Origin of the sequence: Citrobacter sp. RHBSTW-01013 (genome assembly GCF_013781985.1) — a bacterium.
Lineage (GTDB): Bacteria > Pseudomonadota > Gammaproteobacteria > Enterobacterales > Enterobacteriaceae > Citrobacter > Citrobacter braakii.
The window spans coordinates 4,448,603-4,470,280 of the sequence record NZ_CP056185.1 but is presented as its reverse complement, the minus strand read 5'-3'; the positions used below and the strand labels follow the sequence as shown (position 1 = coordinate 4,470,280).

The following is a 21,678-nucleotide window of genomic DNA, read 5'->3' as shown; positions in this document are numbered from 1 at the left end:
CAAAAAACAAGCTACGGCAGCAGTTTAAATTTCAGTACTTAGATGCGTGAGGCACCAGTTGGAAAGCTCGGTAGTAGTTGGCTGTTGCCACTTCTGCGCTGTCCAGATCAAAAGGATAAAGTTCGAGGCCGTTGTAACTGCCCGGATAAAACAATACCAATGGTATTGCCCCCATATGGGCATGTAATGCATTAAGCAAACTATGACCACGTAGCAATGGCCAGCATTGGCCAAGACCTGATAACAATACAAATTGAGGCGAGGCCGGAAGCACTTTATCTATCAGATGCTTAGCAATTCGACCTTGTTCAAGAGGTCCTTTAAGTGCTTTGGCTAGCTCATCGGTACCTTTTTTGCGTTCCAGATCAAAAGCTTTATCTAACAATTTACGCTCTTGCAAAATTGCCAGTACCTCTTCGAACAGATTGAGATGAGCGAAATTCAGCCCCTGCCGAGCTAGGCGAGGCAGAGTCAATCTCAGATACTCCCGTACGGTAAGTTCAAATTGAGGTGGGTAATCAAAGATATAAAAACCGATCTCACCACCGAGCTCTTGGTTCTTCAGGAAGCCTTCACTTTTAAGCCGGTCTTCGATTTGTTCCAGACGAGCTGACAATTGCGGCTTACTGTCCAGTTTCGCTCTCATCTGACTGTCTCCATCACATCGTAGACTTTTTGGCAGTCGAGACTGTTTGCCCACTCTCTTATCTGGGGTAGTAGGAAGACATTTTTCAGCTTTTTACTGCGGCCTGATTCCAGATACCCGCTATCTGCGAGGATTTTAAATACATTGTTGCCCATTTTCTGGATTGAGCTTTCGGAATATTGATCCAAGCCGACAATGGCACGCTGGCGGGATAGAATAAATTCCTGCCAGTCTTCGCTGCGCAATGATTCACGAAACATCTGTCGGGCATCAGACAGTGTCGTTGCCATGAAATCGGTCAGCACTGGGGATTGGCACATGGTCGCCATTAGCAACATTTGTCTGGCTGCATCATCAGGGGCCTTTAGTAGCTCACTCCAGAATGCCTCACCCATCGGTTGAATTCTTTTACGCAGGGTTGAAGCCATGCGTTTAACACTGTGCACTGAGGTCTTCTGCAGCACATTGTCATTTACAATAGCATTATGCCATTGATCATCATTTGGTGAGGATATCAGCAGCTCCGCGATGACTCTGCTCTCACGCAACATCAGGCTGCCACCAATGATGTCACCCAGATATTCTTTGGCGGTCATAATGGCTCCACGGTCAGGGTTTAAAAACTCCGTTATGATACGCGAAATTGAGACATATGGCCTTATGACAAAACACATTTTGCCTTTGCTATCGACCACCGTGATTTTTTCCGTTTCAGAGGTAAAATAGCCATAATGACGGTTACGGCTCTGGAGCAACTTACCATTATGACAACTCTTGTTTTTTTCTTACTCTCATGTAGATGAAGCACTGCGTAATGAGCTTGAGAAGCACCTTTCCTCCCTGAAGTGCATGGGGAAGATCACCACATGGCACGATCGTCGCATTGTTTGAAGAGTAACTATTTGTTTACCGACGTGATGCCGCGTGAAGATGAGGTGGCTGAAACCCTGGCCTGGACGCCTAAGATTCTGGAGCGCAAAAGCGTTCGGGCGCGAGTATATGAGCGCGTGCGTGGTGTGATTGATACATTTATCAACGGTATGCAGGGTTTTTAAGCGTATTATTTGCTACGAGTAGTGAACCGCCAGAAAGATAAGGAGCCTGACGATGTCTGTGAACTGGACTAAAGCTGAGTTTTTTAAGTGCGCTTTGCAGGTAAACCCTGCGGGCTATAACAAGTATCGCGGGAAAGAATCACTCAGCGAAGAGGTCTACAACCAGCAGCTTCTGGAGGCCTGTCTTGAGGCTGGGGTTCAGGTTGTTGGTATTGCTGATCATGGTGCTGTGGATGCGGTGGACAGACTTCGTCAGCTCTTTAATGAACATGGTATTGTCGTTTTTCCTGGTTTTGAGATTTGCTCCAGCGAGAAAATTCACTTCGTTTGTTTGTTTGATGAAAATCGGACAGTGCAAGAGCTGGAACGTTATTTGAGTAATTTGGGATATGAAGATCCCGAAGACTGTATTTCCCCATCAAAGCTCAGTGCTGTGCAGATCATTGAAAAAGTAGATGATCTGGACGGATTTATTTTTGCAGCGCATAGCACCAATGATAATGGTGTACTGAAATGCCGTATGAACCATATATGGAAAGAAAGTGCATTGTTGGCGGCGCAGATTCCTGGAACGGTTGATGACTTAAAAGGGGTTGAGGATGATTTTTACCGGAAAGCCATCCTGAACAAACTTCCTGATTATCGTCGTGAGCGGCCTATTGCCATTATCAACGCAGCAGATGTTGCTCAGCCTGAAGAAATTAAAACGGCAGGAGCATCTTGCTTGATAAAAATGACCAGGCCATGTTTTAGCTCATTTAAACAGGCATTTTTAGATCCTGAATCACGGGTACGTCTGAATGCAGATAAGCCGCATAGCTATGCTTCGGCAATTGAAAATATCCGTTTTATTGGTGGATATCTGGATGAGACCGATATTACTTTTTCCGACCACCTTAATGCTGTTATTGGCGGTCGTGGGACAGGTAAATCGACTTTGCTGGAGGCTATTCGTTTCGCTCTTGGTAAGCAGCCTTTTGGCGATTCGGCACAAAAGCAGCACAGCGCAATTATTAAGAGTAACTTGGGGAATGGTGCGTTGGTCCAACTGAATGTCCGCTCTGCTGCAATGCAGGGGCGTGCATTTACCATTAGCCGCAAATTTGGTGGACAATCCATCGTAACGGACAGTGAAGGTAATGTTTCGCCTTATTCTCCGGATGATTTACTTCCTGGGCTGGAGTTGTACGGGCAGAACGAAATTTACGAAATGACCCGTGATGCGCAGAGTCGCAATCATTTAGTGGAGAGGTTTTTGGAAGGTGATCACAACCAGTTTGATGTGATTATCAACAAAGCGTTGGCTCGTCTCGGAGATAGCCGCCTAACTATCCTTAGTGCTCTGGAGCAAAAGGCGGAGGCGGAACTTGAAGTTGCACGGCTGCCGAAATTACTGGAGCAGGCAGAACAATTTAAACAACTTGGTCTGGATGAAAAACTCAAAATCGTTCCCTTGCTGGAAAAAGAAAAGCAGCTTAGCTCACGCCATCAGGAAGAATTGTCCAGAGTGCAAGATGCTCTTCTGACGTTAAAAGATAGCCTCCCCGATCTTGCTTATCTCAGCGATGCGGTGATAAATGTTCTGCCGCATCAGTCTCTTCTTCTCCAACAGCGTGATGTGCTCCAGCGGGTGCAGGAGCAGACGGCGGTACTGGTTCAGCAACTGGATGAGGTTGTTCAGCGTTCATCAGCAGAACTTACTCCTTTACAAAGCGAGCTATCAAGTTTAATCGGTGCAGAAGAAGCTCAACTTGAAAAGGCCTTTAAAGATATCCCGGCCAGCCAGGGAAAAAGCGGGCGACAGATAGGTGCAGATTATCAAACGTTGTTACGCCAGATTGCTTCTATTCGTCCTAAAGCAACGGCTCTGGAGAACCGGCAGAAACAACTTGATGAGCTATACCAGCAGCGAAAAAGATTACTTCTGGAGCTTATCCAGGCTCGTTCTCAACGTTCCGCTGCGTTGGCGAAATCAGTCAAACGCCTGAACAGAAAACTAGATGAAAAAGTGCGGCTCAATTTGCAGCCAGAAGGCGATCGTCAACCTCTGTTGCATTTTCTGGAGCAATGTAATCTGGAAGGGGTTGGTCCACGGCGGCTTGCCTGGGTTCTGGAGCATGATTTTACACCGGAAAATCTGGTTGAGAATATCCGTCTTGGTGAACAGGCCTTACATAATGCCGGGTGGGGAATCACACCAACCGTCGCCCAGGCTTTGCTACGTTTGAGCGAAAAACAGCTTCTGGAACTGGAAGCATTATCACTACCGGATACGATGCAAATTGAGCTGAATGTCATGCATGACGGTGGCGGTGTTCTCTGGCGTCATATTGATGAACTCTCTACCGGGCAACAGTGTACTGCTGTCTTGCATTTATTGTTGTTGGAAAATCAAGACCCACTGATCCTCGATCAGCCAGAAGATAACCTGGATAACGCATTTATTGCAGAGCGTATAGTGACAGAGCTGCGCAAGGCGAAGCTCTCCCGGCAGTTTTTATTTGCCACGCATAACGCTAACATACCGGTGTTCGGTGATGCTGAGTGGATTGGTGTATTGAGCGTGGAAGAGGGTAAAGGTCGTATTCTTCCTGAGCAGCAGGGGGCTATTGATTTGCCGGAGATCCAACGCCTGGCGGCGAATATTCTCGAAGGTGGTCAAAGTGCCTTTAATCAACGCCGGGAAAAATATGGGTTTAAATAACAGAAAAGCGAGAGTCAGCCATGCTTAAAAGCGAGTTACTGGAGATCATTGCCAACGGAGAAAGCTCCGGAGTGGAGTTTAAGCGTGATGATATCCGCCCGGAGCAACTGGCGAAAGAAGTTGTTGCCATGGCTAACTTCCAGGGAGGATGCGTCCTGCTAGGTGTTGAGGATGATGGCACCATTTCTGGTATTCATCGTCAGAACCTGGAAGAGTGGGTGATGAATGTAATGCAGGATAAAATTCACCCAATGCTTTTGCCGTTCTATGAAGAAGTCCGAATGGATGATTCTCTTACGGTGGCTATCGTGAGCTTTCCTCAAGGAATTTCTAAACCTTATGTCGTGCGCCATCAGGGGAGGGAAGAAATCTTCATTCGCGTGGGGTCCACGTCCAGATTGGCGACTCGCGAGCAGCAAATGCGTTTGTTCGAAATTGGCGGTATGTTACATACCGAGGTGATGCCCGTTCCGAGAACAGATATTACCTGCCTGGATGAAGCCCGCTTATTGAATTATCTGCGCGATATTTTGCATGACCCAGATATTCCGGAGACACCGGAACAATGGCAACAACGGTTGCTGGGGTTGAGCTTTCTGACGCAAGCGGGTGAAAATGTTTGCTGTACGATTGCCGGGTTAGTTCTTTTTGGTAAATATCCACGCCAGTATTTACGTCAATCGGGTATCCGTGTCTTTGCCTTTGCCAGTGAAGACAAAGAATATCAGCCGTTGTTGGATGATATTCTGGATGGCCCAATGGTGGGACGTTTTGATACCGAAGAGGCTGGGAGAGCGTTGATCGATGGAGGATTAATTGAGCGTTTGATGTCAACCATCATGCCATTTATTACTTCTGAGGCCTCTCAACCTGATACGAACTTGCGTCGGGAAACCACTTGGTATTATCCGTTAGAAGCTGTTCGTGAAACCGTTGTAAATGCCCTGGCGCATCGTGACTGGACACGCTTTGTTGAGATTGAAATCGGCTTATATAATAACCGATTCGAGGTTATTAGCCCCGGTGCGCTGAATAACTCTATGTCGGTTGAGAAGATGGTGGCAGGCCAGCGCTCGCCGCGTAATACGATTATCATGGAAGTCTTGCGCGACTATGGTTACGTTGATTTCAGGGGAATGGGGGTCAGGACAAAAATTATCCCTCTGACGCAGGCTTTGAGTGGACAAGCACCGGAGTTTACCGCAACGGATGATTATCTGAAGACGGTTCTTTACCGTTCACCATCTCCTTGATATTGGCCCAGCATTATTGTTTATTCCGAATGTAAGAATATTTCAGTAATGTTGGGATATAATTTCTAAATTGTAGTTATTCTATATTTTCAAATATAAAATTTATACTGAATATAAAAAATCAATTAAGGTAATTTTATGACTAAACTATTTTAAGATAGATATTATCTCCATGACAACATCTTACGGCTCGCTGTGAATCACCTTCAAGCGGGTTTTATTTTAATTGCCTCAGGAGATAAAAATGATTTGTCCACATTGCGGTTCAACCAACACACAGAAACGAAATGTCGGTAGAAAAATTGGAGGTGGCATTGGAGCGATCGCTGGTGGCGTTGCGGGTATATCTGGTGGCACTGAAGGTGCAGCGCTCGGTGCGGCGGCAGGCTCAATCATACCGGGTGTCGGGACAATTGCCGGTGGTGTGATTGGATTTCTGGTGGGTATGGGGAGCGGGGTCGCGCTGGGAGCAACGGCAGGCGGCAGTCTGGATGGTGAGATCTTCGACGAATATACTTGCCATACTTGTATGTTAACATTTGATAGCTAGAGTATAAACCTCTAAATCACGGTGTGGCATAGTCGATACAGTTGAAGGCCCTCCAGAGAAGCAGAGAGACAAGACTCTTATGGGAAGCGGTTCCTGTGATGCAACACGATACTATTTGCGTTTGTTTCAGTTGGCTAAATAGCTGCGCGGAATAGTGCTCCGCTTTCGTCTGGCGCTTGCAGGGCAAGGCTTTGGGGCCGTTTCCTCTGCCTGACCGCACCGAATCGGGCCTGAAATGCGTTGCTCGCACGCAACCAGCCATATGTCAGTAACTGGCAGGTGTAGCGGTATTAGACGCAGCTATTTAGTAGTAACCAGCACTAAGAAACCTGTTGCCTCACCAGCGTTCTCTGCCCGATAATAAAGCAACTTATTACTCCGCAACCGTTATCCTTCAGGGTTGCATAGATTGCCAGTCACACCATCTTTTTTACCGACAGGTTTTTCGGGAACGTTTTTTATTCCCTAATTGCAGGTCGGAGAACGTAACCAAGGCCTGCTGCCGTTTTTCAAGGAACTCTGTTATGTTTAAATACGTACTTTCAGCAATCGCATTGGTGGCAACTAACGCCAGCGCTTATACCGATGTCACTGATGCACTTAACCGACAATACGAAATTTTTGAATGCCAGTTAGACAATGGCGACTATTTCCGAATGACCAATCGGAATGGTTTCCTCCAGTACAACGTAGACATTCATAACAAAGATAAAGGAACCACCTGGAACTTTCGGTACCCGGAAAAACCGGATAATAAATTGCTCCACATCGACGCGCGTTACGGAAATGATGAGCGTTACGGGTACCGCGACCGTATTTCCGTTTCATTCATGGGGGGCGGTGACAGTAAAAAGGGGGAGATGAAAGTCACGCTGGATACTACTGCTATTCACCAGCTTCATACTAATGATAATCCGAACTGGAAAACTGGACGCGGAATGATTGAGTATTACGATGACAATAAATTAGTCAGCAGGATGATGTGTAAGAACGATGTCTATTTTGCGTGGGAGCTGCGTTACCTCATTAAGTCGGAGCAACTGAAGCCAGGGTTCACGATGGATTACATTAGCTACAAGGATGGTGAGAAAGTGCATCTTCCATCTTTCTGATAATCCAGATATCTGCATACAGCACATTTTTTATGTAGCGTCCGGCTATGTTTTAATTAATAAAAAAACCGCAGAGTGGCTCTGCTGAGTATTTAATTAAGAACCGATTTTTCCACCACTAAATTGGATGTGAACGAAGTACATCATGGAGCAATAAAGCATAGGCAGAAATATTATCGGCAAGCGTGGAATGCCAGAATTAACCAAACCGATGACATTGCCTATGGTATAACAATTACAACTAATTAAGGAGGATATTCATGGTAACAACCAAAACCATTCAAGCTGTTATCGCAGCGGCTATCCTGGCGACTGCAACGGCGCACGCTGGCGATATGCATCAGGTATTTCTGTGCGACCTTGATGACCATCAGCAGGTTACTGCTTACGCTCAAAATGGCGTGGTCTGGTATGGCTACGTTAATGATCAAACCCATCAGTCATGGGAATATCCGAATGACGATCAGCTCGATGGCAATAGATTGTTAACGGTATATAACCTGACCATGCATTCGGGTGCTTTGCCGTATGTCGAATCCGAGCTGTGGTTCAAATTCAATGATGGCAACAAGGTTGGTTATGCAATACTTGAATCCGGCTACAATCTGAAAGATGGTCGTCAAAACGGGTCTTACACCATGGTTATTGATGGGCAGCAGACATATACAGCCCAATGTGTTAACAGCAATATTGGGGCCGATGCTATGGCGCAGGATATTCAGACGCACTATTTTTCTAAAGGTTATAACGTATCTAAAGACAGTGCGACTAATACCTTTAATCTAAAAATGTAAACTGCTCGCAATATCGCCGAACGAACAGCATCAGAGTTTATTAAATTCACTCTGATGCTGGTTCTGTTTTTACCGGAGAATTCGTCTGCCAGCCAATGATGCCCCGAACCGGTATATACTACCGTATCACCCGTTAACCCTAATCACAGTATCTCACCGGCCAGAATGCTGTTGTGCTAATCGTTTATATACCTCTACTCACCCACTGAAAATCACCGCACTGTACGCCAGCCTAATGGCTGGTTATGTCATCACCATAATTCAGACTAACTTACTGATACCAGCGTCATAACTCAGCGATAGAAAATTGGTCATTTATTGATTGAACTTAAAAATATTCAGAGAAATATCCCCGGAATTCACGCCTGATCGGTGAAAACGATCAATATCGAAAAATTGATCTGTGAAAACGATCTGACTTTCTCGTGAACATCTGCCAGCATCCGTTCCGCATAATCCATATCTCCGGCATGGTTATATTCATAACTCGTGGTGCTAAACGAAGATATCGGGATACATGCCTACATTCCCCGCCAACAGGGGCTCATGAATGAAGGCCGCATTGCGTTCTCCTCAATAGCGGCGCTGGCAGCGCCAGCCTTCTAACCGCAGCATTCTGCTGAAAAATAACCTGTAATTACGGGTAGGGTAAGCTATGTCTAAAATCCGGCTACGGCCTGTTTCTGTCGCCTGTATTTCCCGCTGGTCCACGTTAATTATCGCCACGCTATTGGTGGTTCTCGCCAATATTCTGATAGCACCAGTCCATGTTGTTTTTGACCGGGCGCTGGTCTTTGTTCTGATAATGTTGAGTCTCTCTCAGCTCGTCAGTAAGCGCTGGCGCTACGGTATTGCGTTGCCTGTGCTGGCGCTGATTGCACTGGATATCACCCTGACCGGCTGGGCCTGGCTCAGCTTTCATTCGGCATTCAGCTATGGATTTGCACAGAGCGTTCTGGATTCCAACGTGGATGAATCGCTGTCCATGCTGGGGCTTTATTTCCGCTACGTGATACTGTTTATTATAGCGCTGGCAATTCTGCTACTGAGCGTCATCAGAACACCCCACCTGACAAACCGTTTTCGTCAGACCCCGGTTTTACTGCTTTTTCTGCTGCTGGCCGGGTTCAGTATTCAGGCCGTGATCCATCAGTTGCGCAGCAATAATCTTCAGAGCCCGTTACAGCGGGTGCTGGCTGCCACGCCAGTGAGCAATGCCAATGTATTTTTACAGGTCTGGCAGGACAGTCAGATCATTACCTCCGTCACCGCGAATCCACCACAGTACGCACCGACCACCCGCGATACCGGCATTGATACCTACGTGCTGATTATTGGTGAGTCGGAGCGTACTGCGAATATGCATATTTACGGATATGGACGAGAGACGACACCCGAACTGGAGGCACAGCGTAACCATCTGCTGCTGTTTCGCCATGCAGCCAGCGGTGCGCCCGTCACGATTATGGCAGTGCCGCTGGCGCTGACTGGCGATACGCCTTCACACCATGATTTTCAGCATTACCGGGATAATATTATCAGCGTGGCAAATCAGGCAGGCTTTGATACCTGGTGGTTCAGTCGTCAGGGGACCGGCGGTGCGCACAACAATATTATTACCGCCATCGCTTCACTGGCTCACCACCAGCAATGGGTGGATCAGGGCTATGATGATGCACTGGTGCCGCTCTTACGTGATGCGCTGACGCATCCGGGGAAAAAGCTGATTGTGCTGCATCTTTACGGTAGCCATGAAAACGCCTGCGACCGCTATCCGCATAACGCTGCTGTTTTCCCGGACGCGAATAACCCGGATGGCTGCTATGACAATTCGGTGCATTTCACTGATGCGCTGATGGGTCAGGTCTTCCGGCTTTTGCAGGATAAACACGCCTCCGTGCTCTATTTCTCCGATCACGCACTGGTGCGCGATCCCGTGGGAGATGTGATGTATCACCACGCAGGGACTCACCCGCCGCACGAGGCTATTCAGGTGCCGATGTTCTTCTGGTTCAGCCCACAGGTAGCCACTCAGGATTCGATAACTGGTAACCAACAGCCGCTCTGGTCTACGGTAAACAACAACCGGCTAATGGAAGAATGGATGGGGATCACCCGGCAGGGGGAACAGCCGGAGTCGATACGCGATTACCTGCAACATCACAGCGGCCACGCCGACGTGATGGATACGACCGGGCATGTGTTTGACTGGGAGGCGCTTCCGGTGCTTTGAATCGCGATGACGATGCGGCCAGCAAAACACAGCTAACCATCATAATCGCCTTACACTGGTTTTGGAATGTCGCACCACTGGTCGTAGAAGGCAAAGAACAGATATTCGTCCACCAGCTGGTGATGTTCCGGGTTGGTGCGCTGCAAGTCGTTGATATCTGGCTCAGGAGAATGCGGGTGGTTAGTGAGTAATGCACTGAAGACCACCAGCGCCTGGGCCTCGCGTTGATACGGCGACAAATGGCTATATGCCGCCGTGTAATCCCGTAGCCCCAATCTATGCACCTCACTGGTCAGAATACTGCTCCAGGGCGTCTCAGACGTAAAGCGAATGGCAGAGCGAGGTACTAACCGTTCGCCACAATCCGCTGGTGATGTCGGGAGTAAGAACGTCGGAACCAGCATGATACCAATCCCGGATATATCAGCAGGTACAACTCTGAGCAGGTCACGATGACGGGATAGCAAACGGCCCGTTGCATCATCGCGGGCAACACACTTGTTTAAGAGCCGCTGATAATGCCGTTGCAGTGCGGATAGTTGGATCATATCGTTCATGGATATTACCCCCTTATCCACGGGATTTTTCTATCTGCTGTTGCAGCCAGTTTTCCACTTCACTTTTCAGCCAGCGTGAAGACCGGCCTAATTTAATCGGCTTTGGAAATCCCCCGTCCTGGATAAGTTTATAAAACCACTTATCCGTCAAGCCGGTAAATGTAGTGATGAATTTCATATCGACTAATTGATCGCTTAATAATGTATTTGGCAAGCTGGTCATGATGTTCTCTCCGGTAAACAGGAGAGCAGTACCGGGATGGATGAGAATGAATGTGGTACTGCTCATGACAAAAACAGCCGCCGTAATAAATCACTTCCAGAGATGGGTTCTTGGCCTTCCCCTGCGGGTTCTATCTGGAATAGTGCTAAACCGGATATTTATTCCATCAGGTTTTTGCTCAGTCTTCGCCAGATAGCTGAGAATGTATTTCATAGAGTTTATCCCCTCATCGTCATTGTATTCAGTTACTTCTTCCCCTCTGACTTTATAATGGCGCTGTGGCGTACATCGATGAGCATAACCCTCTGCATCGGTAATACGCTGCCAGCACTCAGCAATCTCCTGAAAGACCGGCCAGGCTTTATTGCGTAACTGAGCATTAATGAATATTGCACTATGTACATGGTGTCGGTGATTATCCCCATATTCAGCGACCCAGAGATAACCCGCGATACCGTGGATATTGTTTAATGCGTTCTCCAGTTGAACCATATCAGCACACAGGCCATGAACATCCTGCTGAGTAAACTCAGGCGAGTAACTCAGATAGGCAAAATCGATTCTGAGCAGAATTAGTTTGGAGAATTTGTTGAAGAGGTTATCTACATGCCGGTGCAGGCAGCTTTCCAGATGAGGGGATGTTGGGTGATTAGCGTTTGTAACTGGGATTGATTTCATCATGCGTTCCTCATTATGTTGCATCATGAACATGAGAGAGGGACGTAAGTTTTTAGTTGACTCTGGTTAGTAATATTAGATAGGGTATTGATAACGATGTACGTTGTATCCGGTCAGATATACTGTCGCTGTATAATAACAGTAATAACCTTATTTCAGCATGATGGCACATATCACGAATCACTGCTTCCTGGGCTGTGACTGGCTAGCACTGACGGCTATATCCAACCAGGGTGACAGAGCATAGTCTGGTCGATAAAACTAAAAATTCATTCACTGAAGATCAACGTCGATCACCATTCACTCTTTAGACCTTTAAAATCGTCACGGCGCATTTTCGGTTAATTTTTGATAAATTTGCGACAAAAACACCATAAAATCATGCAGAATGACGGTAAAATCACGGCGTGATTGTTTATGTAATGAGGTATTTGTTGATGAGTTATGAAAAATATGTTTCTGAAACTAACATTAGAAAGTGCCAGTTTTATGTCCGTTACATGGAAAGCAGAAGACGTTCAGGAATAAGCGTTCGCGATGAATTTGACTGGGATAATAAATCCGGAAATACGAGTGAAATATGCCAATGGATTGATGATGAACTCAACGATTATTATCGGGGAAATAAGCGGCGGATAGATCAGTTCATAGAGGAAATGGAGGCGGCCTGTAAGGATGAATTGTTGCCGTTAACTGACTTTGGGTTGATAAATGATAAAAGAATTTGTCTATGGGCATGGTATATTAAAATTGGTTGCAACACCCGACGTAATGAAGTATTTCCCGATCATCGTGGACGATTTGATGCGCTGATAAAATACTTTGATGAATTGGATTGCAGTGGGGTGAGGAAGAAAAAAATCCTTGATGATTTAAGAGGCGAGTGGCAAAAATATGTAAATATGCCAGATCCTTTTGCAAAGGATAATGAGAGGGAAATAACGTATCGATGGGACTATGCTGAGAAACCGCCTTATAATATCACCAGGTATTTTTTGCCCATCACAAATGAAGATAAAAAAATATGCCTAACGGGTTTCTATGATGCAATTCTTGATACTCCGGAGAAGAAGGAGTTATTTAGAAAGAAAATAGGCAGCGCATTATCATCGCAAAAAACAAGAGATAAAAAGGGTAGAAAAAACATCAACAAAAAATTCTATATATCTCATGAAAACAATGAAAAGTTGGATAGCATGGTAAAACACACGGGTTTCAATCAGGATTATTTCATTAATCATCTTATTTCTGAGGAATACAACAGACAAAAAACCTCCTCCGGTGAAATTAAATAAATTTTAAATATATATTACTTCATTGAACATCAAAGAGAATGTGTAAAAACATTCTCTTTGCATTTGTTGCGTGCGTTTCTTTTGGTTGTGCCATTCCTTACACTAATGAATTTTTTTCAAACACTACATCCCGGTCATTTATCGCCCTTTCTCTCCCTAATGAAAAATTCATAACACACGACTGAAAACATTTCTCATCGTGACGAACTGAGCTACGTGATACATCAATGCCATTAATTCATCATCAATATTGCCAATAAGGAGCTGTAAAATATGCAACGCCAGAAACTCAATCTGAAAGCCCTGTCAGGATTATTACTTGTCGCCGGAGCATTATGCCTGCCCGTCACCAGTCAGGCCGGGAGCTATACCGATTATATTACCTACCGGTTTATTAGTAGCAGAAAAAGCGCACAGCTGAATCAACAAGTCTGTACTTACCAGAGCATTCAGAGCCAGCAGCAGGTTGAGCTCACACTTCCCTACGTCTGCTGGCCGATGGCATTTCAGAGCCGTATGGACGGTCAGTTTTATAAGGATACTGACTAAGCCGCTGATTTATCGCTCTACACAACATCATCTCTGTTTTTTCACAGCCCAGTCGTTACGGCGACTGGGCTTCTTTATTTCTGTTTGCTCTCTGAGGAGATTGCAATGACCGAACCAGCATTACTACCCGACGGGCCATTTATCCGTGCCGAAGCAAATGCAATTGCCGACTGCTATCAGAATGTTGCCATCGAAGATGATCAGCAGACCCACTTTCGTCTGGTCGTTCGTGATACTGACGGAAGCCTTATCTGGCGGGACTGGAACTTTGCTGCCGGAGCCGGTCAGGGGCTGAACCGCTTTATCGCTGACTACGGCATTCGTAAGGAGTCCGCGTGAACAACGAACGCCGTAAACGCCTGGCTCTGCTGGCGCAACAAGTCACTGAACTGAAGGACGACGTGCAGGCTGTGCTTGAGGAGGAAGAGGATGCCTTTAACAACCTGCCGGAAGGCTTACAGAATGGCGAGCGCGGCGATGCGATGCAGACGGCCATTGCTGCACTGGATGCAGCAGTCAGCGCACTGGAAGAAACCAGTGACCAGCTGGCAGAAGCGCAGACGTAGTCCACCGACATTCAGCCACAGCGGGCATAACCTGCCCACAACCACACCATCAGACCATGTTCCCGCCAGGAGCATGGTCTTTTTTATACCGTTACCCCACTACTGAGGAACAAACCATGCGATTAGCCAGCCGATTCGGGTGGATAAACCAGATACGCCGTGACCGTCCATTAACCCATGAGGAACTGATGCAGGTGGTTCCCAGCGTGTTCAGTGAAGACCGCCACGAATCCCGCAGTGACAGATATGCTTACATCCCCACCATCACACTGCTGGAGAACCTGCAACGCGAAGGGTTTCAGCCCTTCTTTGCCTGCCAGTCCAGAGTCAGGGACCCCGGCAAACGTGAACACACCAAACATCTGCTGCGTCTGCGTCGTGCCGGGCAAATCACCGGTGTGCAGGTGCCGGAGATTATTTTGCTCAACAGCCACGATGGTTCCAGTTCGTACCAGATGCTGCCGGGGTACTTCAGAAGCGTCTGTACCAATTCGCTCGTCTGCGGTCAGTCATTGGGTGAAATCCGCGTGCCGCATCGGGGAGACGTGGTGGAGAAGGTTATCAAAGGCGCTTACGAGGTGCTCGGCGTGTTTGACCGCGTGGAGGAAAAACGCGAGGCCATGCAGTCGCTGCAACTTCCACCTCCCGCACAACAGGCTTTTGCAAAGGCCGCGCTGACTTACCGCTTTGGTGAAGACCACCAGCCGGTAACTGAAGCGCAAATTCTGGCCCCCCGCCGCTGGCAGGACGAATCCGGCGACCTGTGGACGGTCTATAACCGCATCCAGGAGTCGCTGATAAAAGGCGGTCTGTCGGGCCGTTCAGCTCAGGGGAAACGCAGTCACACCCGTGCCGTGAAAGGCATCGATGGCGACCTGAAGCTCAACCGGGCGTTATGGGTGATGGCCGAAGAACTCCAGCAGGCGCTGAGTTGATACCCGACAGCACCACATCCTTTTTCACTTTATCTATCCAACTCATTAATTTGCAGAGAGATTTTATCATGCAACACACCACTACACCTGAAGCAAAAACACCGGTACGCCAGATGCAACCTGACCGCACCATCATCACGGCCAGCCTTGTTCCCGACGAAGAACGAATCGCCTTCTGGGGTCGTCGCTTTGGGCGCGTCCGCCAGTGGGTCTTTCTGGAGCCTCAGGTGTTTTCCTGGCTTGACCTCTGGAGCACCGACTATCAGGGCGGCATCTGGGATTTTCACATACTGTCGAATGGCGGCGCGTTCCTGACTCCGCCGGAGCAAGAGAGCTACACGTTGTTTAACGAACACAACGGCAATGACGCTGAGCTCAGCACCGAAGCCACCGGTATCGCGGTGTGCCTGATGGCCTGGAGTCACCATGCCTGCCGCACCAGTTGTCAGGCTATCAGTGAGCACTACTACCGCCTGCGCGATTACGCGCTGGCCCATCCTGAATGCAGCGGCATCATGCGGCTGATTGACTGAGGAAACCCCTTATGAACACAGCACTATCGCTGGTTGCCATCCAGCCCGATGTAATACCCTCTGCGGCAATCAGTCTGACCCCTGGCGCTCAGCGCATCATCCATCAGGCACTGTCGATACTGGAACAGCACCTGCGCCAGCCCGGTGTATCGTTCCTCTCGGCAGAGGAAACCCGTGACTGGCTGCGGCTGAAAATGGCCGCACTGGAGCGGGAGGAATTTATAGTTCTGTTTCTGGATAACCAGCACCAGCTACTGGCCTGTGAAACCCTGTTCACTGGAACTATCAACCATACCGAAGTGCATCCCCGTGAAATCGTGAAAGCAGCGCTGCGCCATAACGCCGCTGCGGTGATCCTCGCGCATAACCATCCTTCCGGCACGGCAGAGCCCAGCAAAGCGGACCGGCTTATCACCAGTAATTTGCAAAATACGCTGCTGCTGGTTGAGGTACGGACACTCGATCACTTCATCGTCGGCCACCGGGAAATTGTTTCGTTTGCTGAGAGAGGCTGGCTATGAACATCGTCAGTAAACGCCAGGCGATGACGATTTACCGGCAGACGCCCGGCGCGCGGCTGGCCTCTTACTGTACTGGTCATTACCGCTGGACCGGCAGCGTCTGTCATTACACCGGTCGTCACGTACCCGAGATCAGCGGCGTACTGGCCGTCTTTGCCGAACGTCGTCAGGACCAATACGGACCGTATGCACTCCTGCGCTGCGTGACCCTGAATTAATCATCTTTAAGGAAAGCTAAAAATGAAAATAAATAAAACTACATCCACACCGGTATGGGGACTACGGAAAGATGTCTTCCCGTCATTTGGCGCGCGGTTAGTTCAGGAGGGTAATCACCTGCACTATCTGGCTGACCGGGCGGGTATTTACGGTGAATTTACCCCGGCGCAACTAAAGACGCTGAATATCGTATTTCCGATGTTTATTAAACAGATGGAGGCTGCTTTACGCACTGGCGCACTCAATCCGCGCGAGGCCAGACGTTTTACGACTGAAATTCGTGGCATAACCTGTGAAGCCGATACGTGCGGATCGTTTGGTTACGTTTATCTTTCGCTTTACCCAACCATCGTTAAAAGCTGACCGGCATCCTCCCTCAATATCTGTTTACCAACGGAATTTCATTATGCAAACCCAATACAACCACCCATACCGGGCGACACCATCACAGCCGTCGCCTGTCGAAATCTGGCAGAAAATGCTGACGCATTTGCTGGCTAAGCATTATGGCCTCACGCTCAACGACACGCCGTTTAGCGAAGAGAAAGTGATTCAGGAACACATTGACGCCGGTATCACGCTGGCTAATGCCGTGAATTTTATTGTGGAGAAATACGAACTGGTTCGTATCGATCGCAAAGGATTCGGTTGGCAGGACGCATCACCTTACCTTAGGGCTGTTGATATTCTGCGGGCGCGACAGGCAACGGGCCTGTTGCGAGGTCGCCGTCATCTGGCGGCGCACTGAATCTTGCGAGCGGCCTTCCCGTATTCCATTCCCGATCTTTCATCCCTGTTAACTCCCTGCATAATGCGCCTGCCATTCCCGGCGGGCGCGTTTGCTTTTATACGGACGAAAAATTATGCAAACAGAAGCTGAAGTGTTAACTAACCATAACGAACTTATCTGCTCGACAAATATTGAACGGATCGTCACCGGGCGGAATGCTGCGCTGCAACAGATTGAAGCCGTGATCCACCAGCTTGATGAGATTTCCCGACTGACATCCGGTATTGGCGGCAACACGGCGGAGCACTGGGCGATGCGACAGGGGCGGGCTTTTGACTGCTGGTTGATGCAGGCAACTGACAAAGCTCTGCCAGTTATCGCCCGCAATATCGATCGCAGCATCTGGCGCGATCTGATGCTGAAATCCGGGATGTTAACCTTGATGGACGCTGAAGCCCGTAGTCAGTGGGCGAAGAACCTGGAGGAGGGCGATCTTCCGGCCATCAGCGAAGCCAATATCCTGAGTACCTTTGAGCAGTTGCACCATAACAAGCAGGACGTTTTTGAGCGCGGCATTATCAATGTGTTTAAAGGGTTGAGCTGGGACTATAAAACCAATAACCCTTGCTACTTCGGCAAGAAGATCATCGTTAACAATCTGGTGAAACATGACCGATGGGGCTACAGCCTAAACTGGGGCTGGCGGCGCGATCAGCTCGCCGATCTGGAGCGGATGCTGTATCTGCTGGATGGCAAAACCATTCCCGATAACCGGCATGATGTCTCCATCCGGTTTATGGATTTTGTGCGCGATAACCCGCATCAGCAGGTTTTCGAAGATGATTTGTTCATCATTCGCTACTTTCAGAAGGGGAGCGGGCATATCACGTTCAAACGGCTGGATCTGGTGGAAAAGATGAATGACATTGTGGCAAAGCACTTTCCGGGGATGTTGCCTGCAAAATGAGATGTGATGTTTTTATAGGCACCTCTATGCTAATCTTAATAGGAGTTATTAAATGTTATTAAAGGAGATAATCCCTATGGGTTCGCTTACTAAACAAACCATCAGCGCACAGATACCAGTGGAGTTGGCTGCTGCTGTTGAAAATCTGGCAATTGAGTTAGATCGTTCTAAGAGCTGGATTATTAAGGAAGCGTTGACCAGTATGCTGGCCGAAAGAGAACGGCGTCATCAGAGTATCCAGGCCGGTCTTGCCGATGTGGATGCTGGTCGTGTGGTGAGTCATTCGAACATGGTGGATTTCGCTAACCGTTTAAAGAAAGCTTGATAAATGGAAATTTACTGGACGCTTAAAGCTCAGGATGACTTGGAGCGTATCTACCGTTTTGCCCTTCAGTATAGCCGCCAGCACGCCGATGACGTTTTGGATCGCCTGATTACTGGATGCGCTGGCCTTGCAGCGCATCCGGCAATTGGCGTACAGCAGCCTCGGTATGAACCTCGGGAAGTCCGAAAAGTGTTATTTGATGATTACGAGGTTCACTACGAACTTCGTGACAATGATATCTATATCGTGGATCTCTGGCATACAAAAGAAGAACGCTGAAGAGATTTTCTTTTCGTTCACGAGCGCTGATTACTGAGTAAAAACACGATTTTGTGTCTTTACTCATTTATGTGTTTTAATGGTACTTTCTGTCTCCTTCTGAAGGATGGATGCCATGTTACAGAACAACATCAAACAGCTTCGTACCCAGCTATCTATCACCCAACGCGAACTGGCATTTATGGTCGGAACCAGCCAGCAGCAAATTCAGCGTATCGAAAGTGGAAAGGTTGCAGCCCGACTGGGGCTTGCGCAGGCAATATGTTCAGCGCTGGATAAACCGCTAAATGCCGTCTTTCCTGGTGGCGAAAACACACTGAAAAAAGTGCGCAGTCAGTATAGTTGTAGCGATGAGGAGCTGGAAAATATTGCGACCAGTGGCATCGAAATGGACTGCAACCTCTGGACCGTAAAACTTTGGCTACAGGGGCAGCAGGATTACCTGCTATTGCCTATATCTTCTGCGGATAAGCGGCGATTCTATTATTATTTTCAGGAACAGACCGCCCCTAATATAGAACGTTTCTTTGTTTTTAATTCCGAGCAGCATCGCTACGCATTAAATATACGTGAAGTGGTATTTCATCAGTTTCTGGCTGATGGTTTACCAACAATCGTTGATGAAGAGGATGACTACGAGGACGATTATTTCAATGTTCATATCACTCTGGTCAACGGTGGGCCAGTGATACCGCTGAGTGTTGAGTCTGATGCGCCGCAAAATGAGGAGGCGGGGGATATCGGTCAGTTGAACGCGTTCTTTGAAATGCTGGATTGTGAGCCTGAAACAGCAGATCGCTACATGATAACTGATGAGGATGGGGAGGATGCTTTTATCCGTATAGGTTCTATTGCGATGGTGCGAGTTGCGCTTGACGTACTGGAACCAGTGGAAGACGATGATGAGTAGTATTGAATGAATTGATTTCTTAAGAAATGGTGCTGAGTATACATGTGAGTATACAAAGCAACTGCGTATTTTTATAAATCCATTGATTTCATGTTGTTATGCTGAAAATCGCGGTGCGGCCTTCGCACTCACCCTCACCCTCTAAACACCTCCTTCCTGTGCCACTCTACAAACCCTTCTTTTGGATAATTCTCGCGCATCATTGGCAGCGCTATCGATTTACCGTCGAAATCCCAGAACAGTCTGCCCACCATGCCGCTGCCATTCACTGCGGGTGACACCTGAACCCGCATACTCTCATCCAGCCCAATCGAACCTTTATCAAAGGCTTTATGGTGGATTGCACACAGCGCCAGGCCGTTTGAAATCTCGCACGGGCCACCATGCTGTTTCCATTTGATATGGGCCGCTTCAAGCGCAACTGAAGTGCTGTCGTGGCGCATATTGAAGCCACAAATGGCGCATTCATAGTTATAAGCACGCAGAACCTGCTGGCGGAACAACGGGTCCCGCTGTTTGCGGATTTGCAGGATATCAAACCCCAGTTCATCCGCGATTTCTTCCTGAATGCTTTCGGTGAAGTGCGCCTCGAGGATTTGCTGTGCCAGGGTGTTGATGAGGTTCTTGTTCTTTTTCAGCAGGGCAAAATGTTGTTCATCAAAGCCTCCGGCAACGTTATGCGTCACCAGTTCTCCGGCAGGGGGCTGTTTACTGCTGCCGGATGTTGAGCACTGCTCGGCGTTTTGTAGCTCCCAGAACCCATCGCCCTGTAAGCGCCAGAAGGGCATATCCGGGCGGTACTGCGCGCGCTGTGGTCCAAATCGTTCCAGCAGGCTATGCAATGGGTCGCGAACTTCCGAACCGTAGTCAAACAGGCGACCGTGACCCTGCTGATAACCCGCCAGCACATGAAGCAGCAGCAAAGGTTTGTGCGGCGCACGCTGCTCGCCTTTACGCCAGATGGTGATGTCGGCAATTGCCTGCTGCAGGGTTTTACTGGAAGTCATTGATTTCATTATCAGGTAAATAATTGCGATGATGCTCGCAAAATATCACCTGATCAAGCAAAGACGGGTTGATGCGCTATCGACGTCACTTATTGGTATCAATTTGATAAAGCACTATGCGTGGCATGTTGTCTGACATCAACGACATCACTTTTATGTTTTCTGAAAAACACATACGCCACGGCAGTTACCGTTCCCCCACCAGGGTACGCAGGAGTACGATAAGCATGCAAATTATTGCATATCGAAGGATCTCTAGTGGACACAGTAGAGGAACTCAACGGAACATACTTTTATAAAGGGGTCTGTAACATTTCTGCAGGTGAGCTATTTTTCTGGATTTTTCTCGACAAAATTGATGAACAATTTGGGGGAATTAAAGATGTGGTAGAAATGTCATGTATCATTCTTGGGCTACCATTGTTGAAAACACGGGGTAAGCCATATGGGGCAACACAAGGCACATCAATTGCCTCCAAATATTCTCGTGAGTTTCTTAACGTAACATTGTCCGTCAGGCTTCCTACCATCACCAATGCCAGTATCAAATATTTAAAACCAATGATGACTAACAATCTGGGGGCATTCGTTGGACGAACAATTCCTGTGATTGGTTGGGTATTACTCGCAAATGATGTCGCCCAAATTGTTTATAAAACGGTGAATACCTACAACACCATTGCCAGAGAGGAAGATCGCGTATGGTGACGGATAATGAGGTATTAGAATTTTTTCGGGGGGAGTTATCTCTCGCGGTAACGTTTACTTTCAAGCCTATCCCGATTGAACTTGATACGCCGCTGCAAGGTTACGCTGAATGGGATGAATTACCGTATGCCATTGATGATTTTGGAGAGAAATATAACGTTGATGTTTCTGTGATTGATTTCGATGCCTATTACCCGTGGGAAAGAGAATCGGTCTATAGAAAATGGTTTACCAACGAACCCATCAAACAAGTGTCAAAACTGCTTACTGTGCGTATGTTCGCAGAATCAGCCAGAGCAGGCCGCTGGTTATATGATTGATTACAAGGA

The 21,678-nt window shown here is 47.8% G+C and carries 29 protein-coding genes; 23 read left to right on the top strand and 6 right to left on the bottom strand.

Features of this window, described 5'->3' with window-relative positions; translation table 11 throughout:
• Window positions 1-31: 31 nt before the first annotated feature.
• Both HV350_RS21460 and HV350_RS21455 read right to left on the bottom strand, forming a co-directional pair.
• Complete coding sequence (locus HV350_RS21460; RefSeq protein WP_001201808.1) at window positions 32-646, bottom strand: DUF1788 domain-containing protein; 615 nt, start codon at window positions 644-646, stop codon at window positions 32-34.
• Window positions 643-1,242: a DUF1819 family protein gene (locus HV350_RS21455; protein WP_094760991.1), complete on the bottom strand. Its 600-nt coding sequence runs from the start codon at window positions 1,240-1,242 to the stop codon at window positions 643-645. The genes HV350_RS21460 and HV350_RS21455 overlap by 4 nt, the downstream gene beginning before the upstream one ends.
• Before the next feature lie 270 nt (window positions 1,243-1,512).
• On the opposite strand from HV350_RS21455, the gene HV350_RS21450 reads away from it, so the two are divergent.
• The 7 genes from HV350_RS21450 (at window position 1,513) to HV350_RS21420 (ending at window position 10,347) form a co-directional block, all read left to right on the top strand.
• Window positions 1,513-1,701 (top strand): hypothetical protein, encoded by a 189-nt coding sequence (locus tag HV350_RS21450; RefSeq protein ID WP_171862386.1) that lies wholly within the window; start codon window positions 1,513-1,515, stop codon window positions 1,699-1,701.
• 52 nt (window positions 1,702-1,753) lie between these two features.
• Window positions 1,754-4,405, top strand: a complete 2,652-nt coding sequence (locus HV350_RS21445; RefSeq protein WP_094760990.1) for a TrlF family AAA-like ATPase — start codon at window positions 1,754-1,756, stop codon at window positions 4,403-4,405.
• 20 nt (window positions 4,406-4,425) lie between these two features.
• Window positions 4,426-5,658, top strand: a complete 1,233-nt coding sequence (locus HV350_RS21440) for an RNA-binding domain-containing protein (RefSeq protein ID WP_065945025.1) — start codon at window positions 4,426-4,428, stop codon at window positions 5,656-5,658.
• A 287-nt stretch (window positions 5,659-5,945) separates the two neighbouring features.
• On the top strand, window positions 5,946-6,086 hold the full coding sequence (locus HV350_RS21435) for a hypothetical protein (protein ID WP_181629285.1): 141 nt from the start codon (window positions 5,946-5,948) through the stop codon (window positions 6,084-6,086).
• Between the two features lie 646 nt (window positions 6,087-6,732).
• Window positions 6,733-7,320 carry a hypothetical protein gene (locus HV350_RS21430; RefSeq protein WP_094760988.1) on the top strand — a complete coding sequence of 196 codons (588 nt, stop codon included), beginning with the start codon at window positions 6,733-6,735 and terminating at the stop codon, window positions 7,318-7,320.
• A gap of 260 nt (window positions 7,321-7,580) precedes the next feature.
• Window positions 7,581-8,114 carry a hypothetical protein gene (locus tag HV350_RS21425; protein WP_094760987.1) on the top strand — a complete coding sequence of 178 codons (534 nt, stop codon included), beginning with the start codon at window positions 7,581-7,583 and terminating at the stop codon, window positions 8,112-8,114.
• Window positions 8,115-8,769: 655 nt separating this feature from the next.
• Entirely contained in the window at window positions 8,770-10,347 is a 1,578-nt protein-coding gene (locus tag HV350_RS21420; protein ID WP_094760986.1) for a sulfatase-like hydrolase/transferase, read from the top strand.
• 50 nt (window positions 10,348-10,397) lie between these two features.
• Here the strand turns inward: HV350_RS21420 and HV350_RS21415 are convergent, their stop codons facing one another.
• The 3 genes from HV350_RS21415 to HV350_RS21405 all read right to left on the bottom strand — a co-directional run bounded on the left by HV350_RS21415 (window position 10,398) and on the right by HV350_RS21405 (window position 11,808).
• On the bottom strand, window positions 10,398-10,904 hold the full coding sequence (locus tag HV350_RS21415; protein ID WP_094760985.1) for a hypothetical protein: 507 nt from the start codon (window positions 10,902-10,904) through the stop codon (window positions 10,398-10,400).
• Between the two features lie 13 nt (window positions 10,905-10,917).
• A complete protein-coding gene (locus HV350_RS21410) occupies window positions 10,918-11,127 on the bottom strand; it encodes an AlpA family transcriptional regulator (protein ID WP_094761036.1) in 210 nt (69 codons plus the stop codon).
• 90 nt (window positions 11,128-11,217) lie between these two features.
• A complete protein-coding gene (locus HV350_RS21405; RefSeq protein ID WP_174329944.1) occupies window positions 11,218-11,808 on the bottom strand; it encodes an inovirus-type Gp2 protein in 591 nt (196 codons plus the stop codon).
• A gap of 434 nt (window positions 11,809-12,242) precedes the next feature.
• Between HV350_RS21405 and HV350_RS21400 the strand changes: the two genes are divergently transcribed.
• The 14 genes from HV350_RS21400 (at window position 12,243) to HV350_RS21335 (ending at window position 19,634) form a co-directional block, all read left to right on the top strand.
• The gene (locus HV350_RS21400) at window positions 12,243-13,100 is read left to right on the top strand and encodes a hypothetical protein (protein WP_094760983.1); all 858 of its coding nucleotides are present in this window, start codon (window positions 12,243-12,245) and stop codon (window positions 13,098-13,100) included.
• Window positions 13,101-13,373: 273 nt separating this feature from the next.
• The gene (locus HV350_RS21395) at window positions 13,374-13,649 is read left to right on the top strand and encodes a hypothetical protein (RefSeq protein ID WP_094760982.1); all 276 of its coding nucleotides are present in this window, start codon (window positions 13,374-13,376) and stop codon (window positions 13,647-13,649) included.
• Window positions 13,650-13,754: 105 nt separating this feature from the next.
• Window positions 13,755-13,988 carry a DUF905 domain-containing protein gene (locus HV350_RS21390; protein WP_094760981.1) on the top strand — a complete coding sequence of 78 codons (234 nt, stop codon included), beginning with the start codon at window positions 13,755-13,757 and terminating at the stop codon, window positions 13,986-13,988.
• On the top strand, window positions 13,985-14,215 hold the full coding sequence (locus HV350_RS21385; protein WP_094760980.1) for a hypothetical protein: 231 nt from the start codon (window positions 13,985-13,987) through the stop codon (window positions 14,213-14,215). The genes HV350_RS21390 and HV350_RS21385 overlap by 4 nt, the downstream gene beginning before the upstream one ends.
• Window positions 14,216-14,331: 116 nt before the next feature.
• Window positions 14,332-15,150 carry a DUF932 domain-containing protein gene (locus tag HV350_RS21380; protein ID WP_094760979.1) on the top strand — a complete coding sequence of 273 codons (819 nt, stop codon included), beginning with the start codon at window positions 14,332-14,334 and terminating at the stop codon, window positions 15,148-15,150.
• Between the two features lie 113 nt (window positions 15,151-15,263).
• The gene (locus HV350_RS21375) at window positions 15,264-15,683 is read left to right on the top strand and encodes an antirestriction protein (RefSeq protein WP_094760978.1); all 420 of its coding nucleotides are present in this window, start codon (window positions 15,264-15,266) and stop codon (window positions 15,681-15,683) included.
• A gap of 11 nt (window positions 15,684-15,694) precedes the next feature.
• A complete protein-coding gene (gene radC, locus HV350_RS21370; protein WP_171862414.1) occupies window positions 15,695-16,204 on the top strand; it encodes a DNA repair protein RadC in 510 nt (169 codons plus the stop codon).
• On the top strand, window positions 16,201-16,422 hold the full coding sequence (locus tag HV350_RS21365) for a DUF987 family protein (protein ID WP_094760977.1): 222 nt from the start codon (window positions 16,201-16,203) through the stop codon (window positions 16,420-16,422). The genes radC and HV350_RS21365 overlap by 4 nt, the downstream gene beginning before the upstream one ends.
• Window positions 16,423-16,444: 22 nt before the next feature.
• Window positions 16,445-16,786: a type IV toxin-antitoxin system YeeU family antitoxin gene (locus HV350_RS21360; RefSeq protein ID WP_094760976.1), complete on the top strand. Its 342-nt coding sequence runs from the start codon at window positions 16,445-16,447 to the stop codon at window positions 16,784-16,786.
• A 43-nt stretch (window positions 16,787-16,829) separates the two neighbouring features.
• A complete protein-coding gene (locus HV350_RS21355) occupies window positions 16,830-17,171 on the top strand; it encodes a TA system toxin CbtA family protein (protein WP_094760975.1) in 342 nt (113 codons plus the stop codon).
• Between the two features lie 115 nt (window positions 17,172-17,286).
• Entirely contained in the window at window positions 17,287-18,120 is an 834-nt protein-coding gene (locus HV350_RS21350) for a DUF4942 domain-containing protein (RefSeq protein WP_094760974.1), read from the top strand.
• Between the two features lie 76 nt (window positions 18,121-18,196).
• The gene (locus HV350_RS21345) at window positions 18,197-18,445 is read left to right on the top strand and encodes a ribbon-helix-helix domain-containing protein (RefSeq protein WP_094760973.1); all 249 of its coding nucleotides are present in this window, start codon (window positions 18,197-18,199) and stop codon (window positions 18,443-18,445) included.
• 3 nt (window positions 18,446-18,448) lie between these two features.
• The gene (locus tag HV350_RS21340) at window positions 18,449-18,724 is read left to right on the top strand and encodes a type II toxin-antitoxin system RelE/ParE family toxin (RefSeq protein ID WP_094760972.1); all 276 of its coding nucleotides are present in this window, start codon (window positions 18,449-18,451) and stop codon (window positions 18,722-18,724) included.
• 115 nt (window positions 18,725-18,839) lie between these two features.
• Window positions 18,840-19,634: a helix-turn-helix transcriptional regulator gene (locus HV350_RS21335; RefSeq protein ID WP_094760971.1), complete on the top strand. Its 795-nt coding sequence runs from the start codon at window positions 18,840-18,842 to the stop codon at window positions 19,632-19,634.
• 134 nt (window positions 19,635-19,768) lie between these two features.
• Here HV350_RS21335 and HV350_RS21330 read toward each other — a convergent pair whose 3' ends face one another.
• The gene (locus HV350_RS21330; RefSeq protein WP_181629283.1) at window positions 19,769-20,641 is read right to left on the bottom strand and encodes a phosphorothioated DNA-binding restriction endonuclease; all 873 of its coding nucleotides are present in this window, start codon (window positions 20,639-20,641) and stop codon (window positions 19,769-19,771) included.
• 258 nt (window positions 20,642-20,899) lie between these two features.
• Between HV350_RS21330 and HV350_RS21325 the strand changes: the two genes are divergently transcribed.
• Window positions 20,900-21,349, top strand: coding sequence for an STM2901 family protein (locus HV350_RS21325; RefSeq protein WP_137367027.1), 450 nt, complete (start codon window positions 20,900-20,902; stop codon window positions 21,347-21,349).
• Entirely contained in the window at window positions 21,343-21,669 is a 327-nt protein-coding gene (locus tag HV350_RS21320) for a DUF1493 family protein (protein ID WP_149382327.1), read from the top strand. The genes HV350_RS21325 and HV350_RS21320 overlap by 7 nt, the downstream gene beginning before the upstream one ends.
• Window positions 21,670-21,678: the final 9 nt, after the last annotated feature.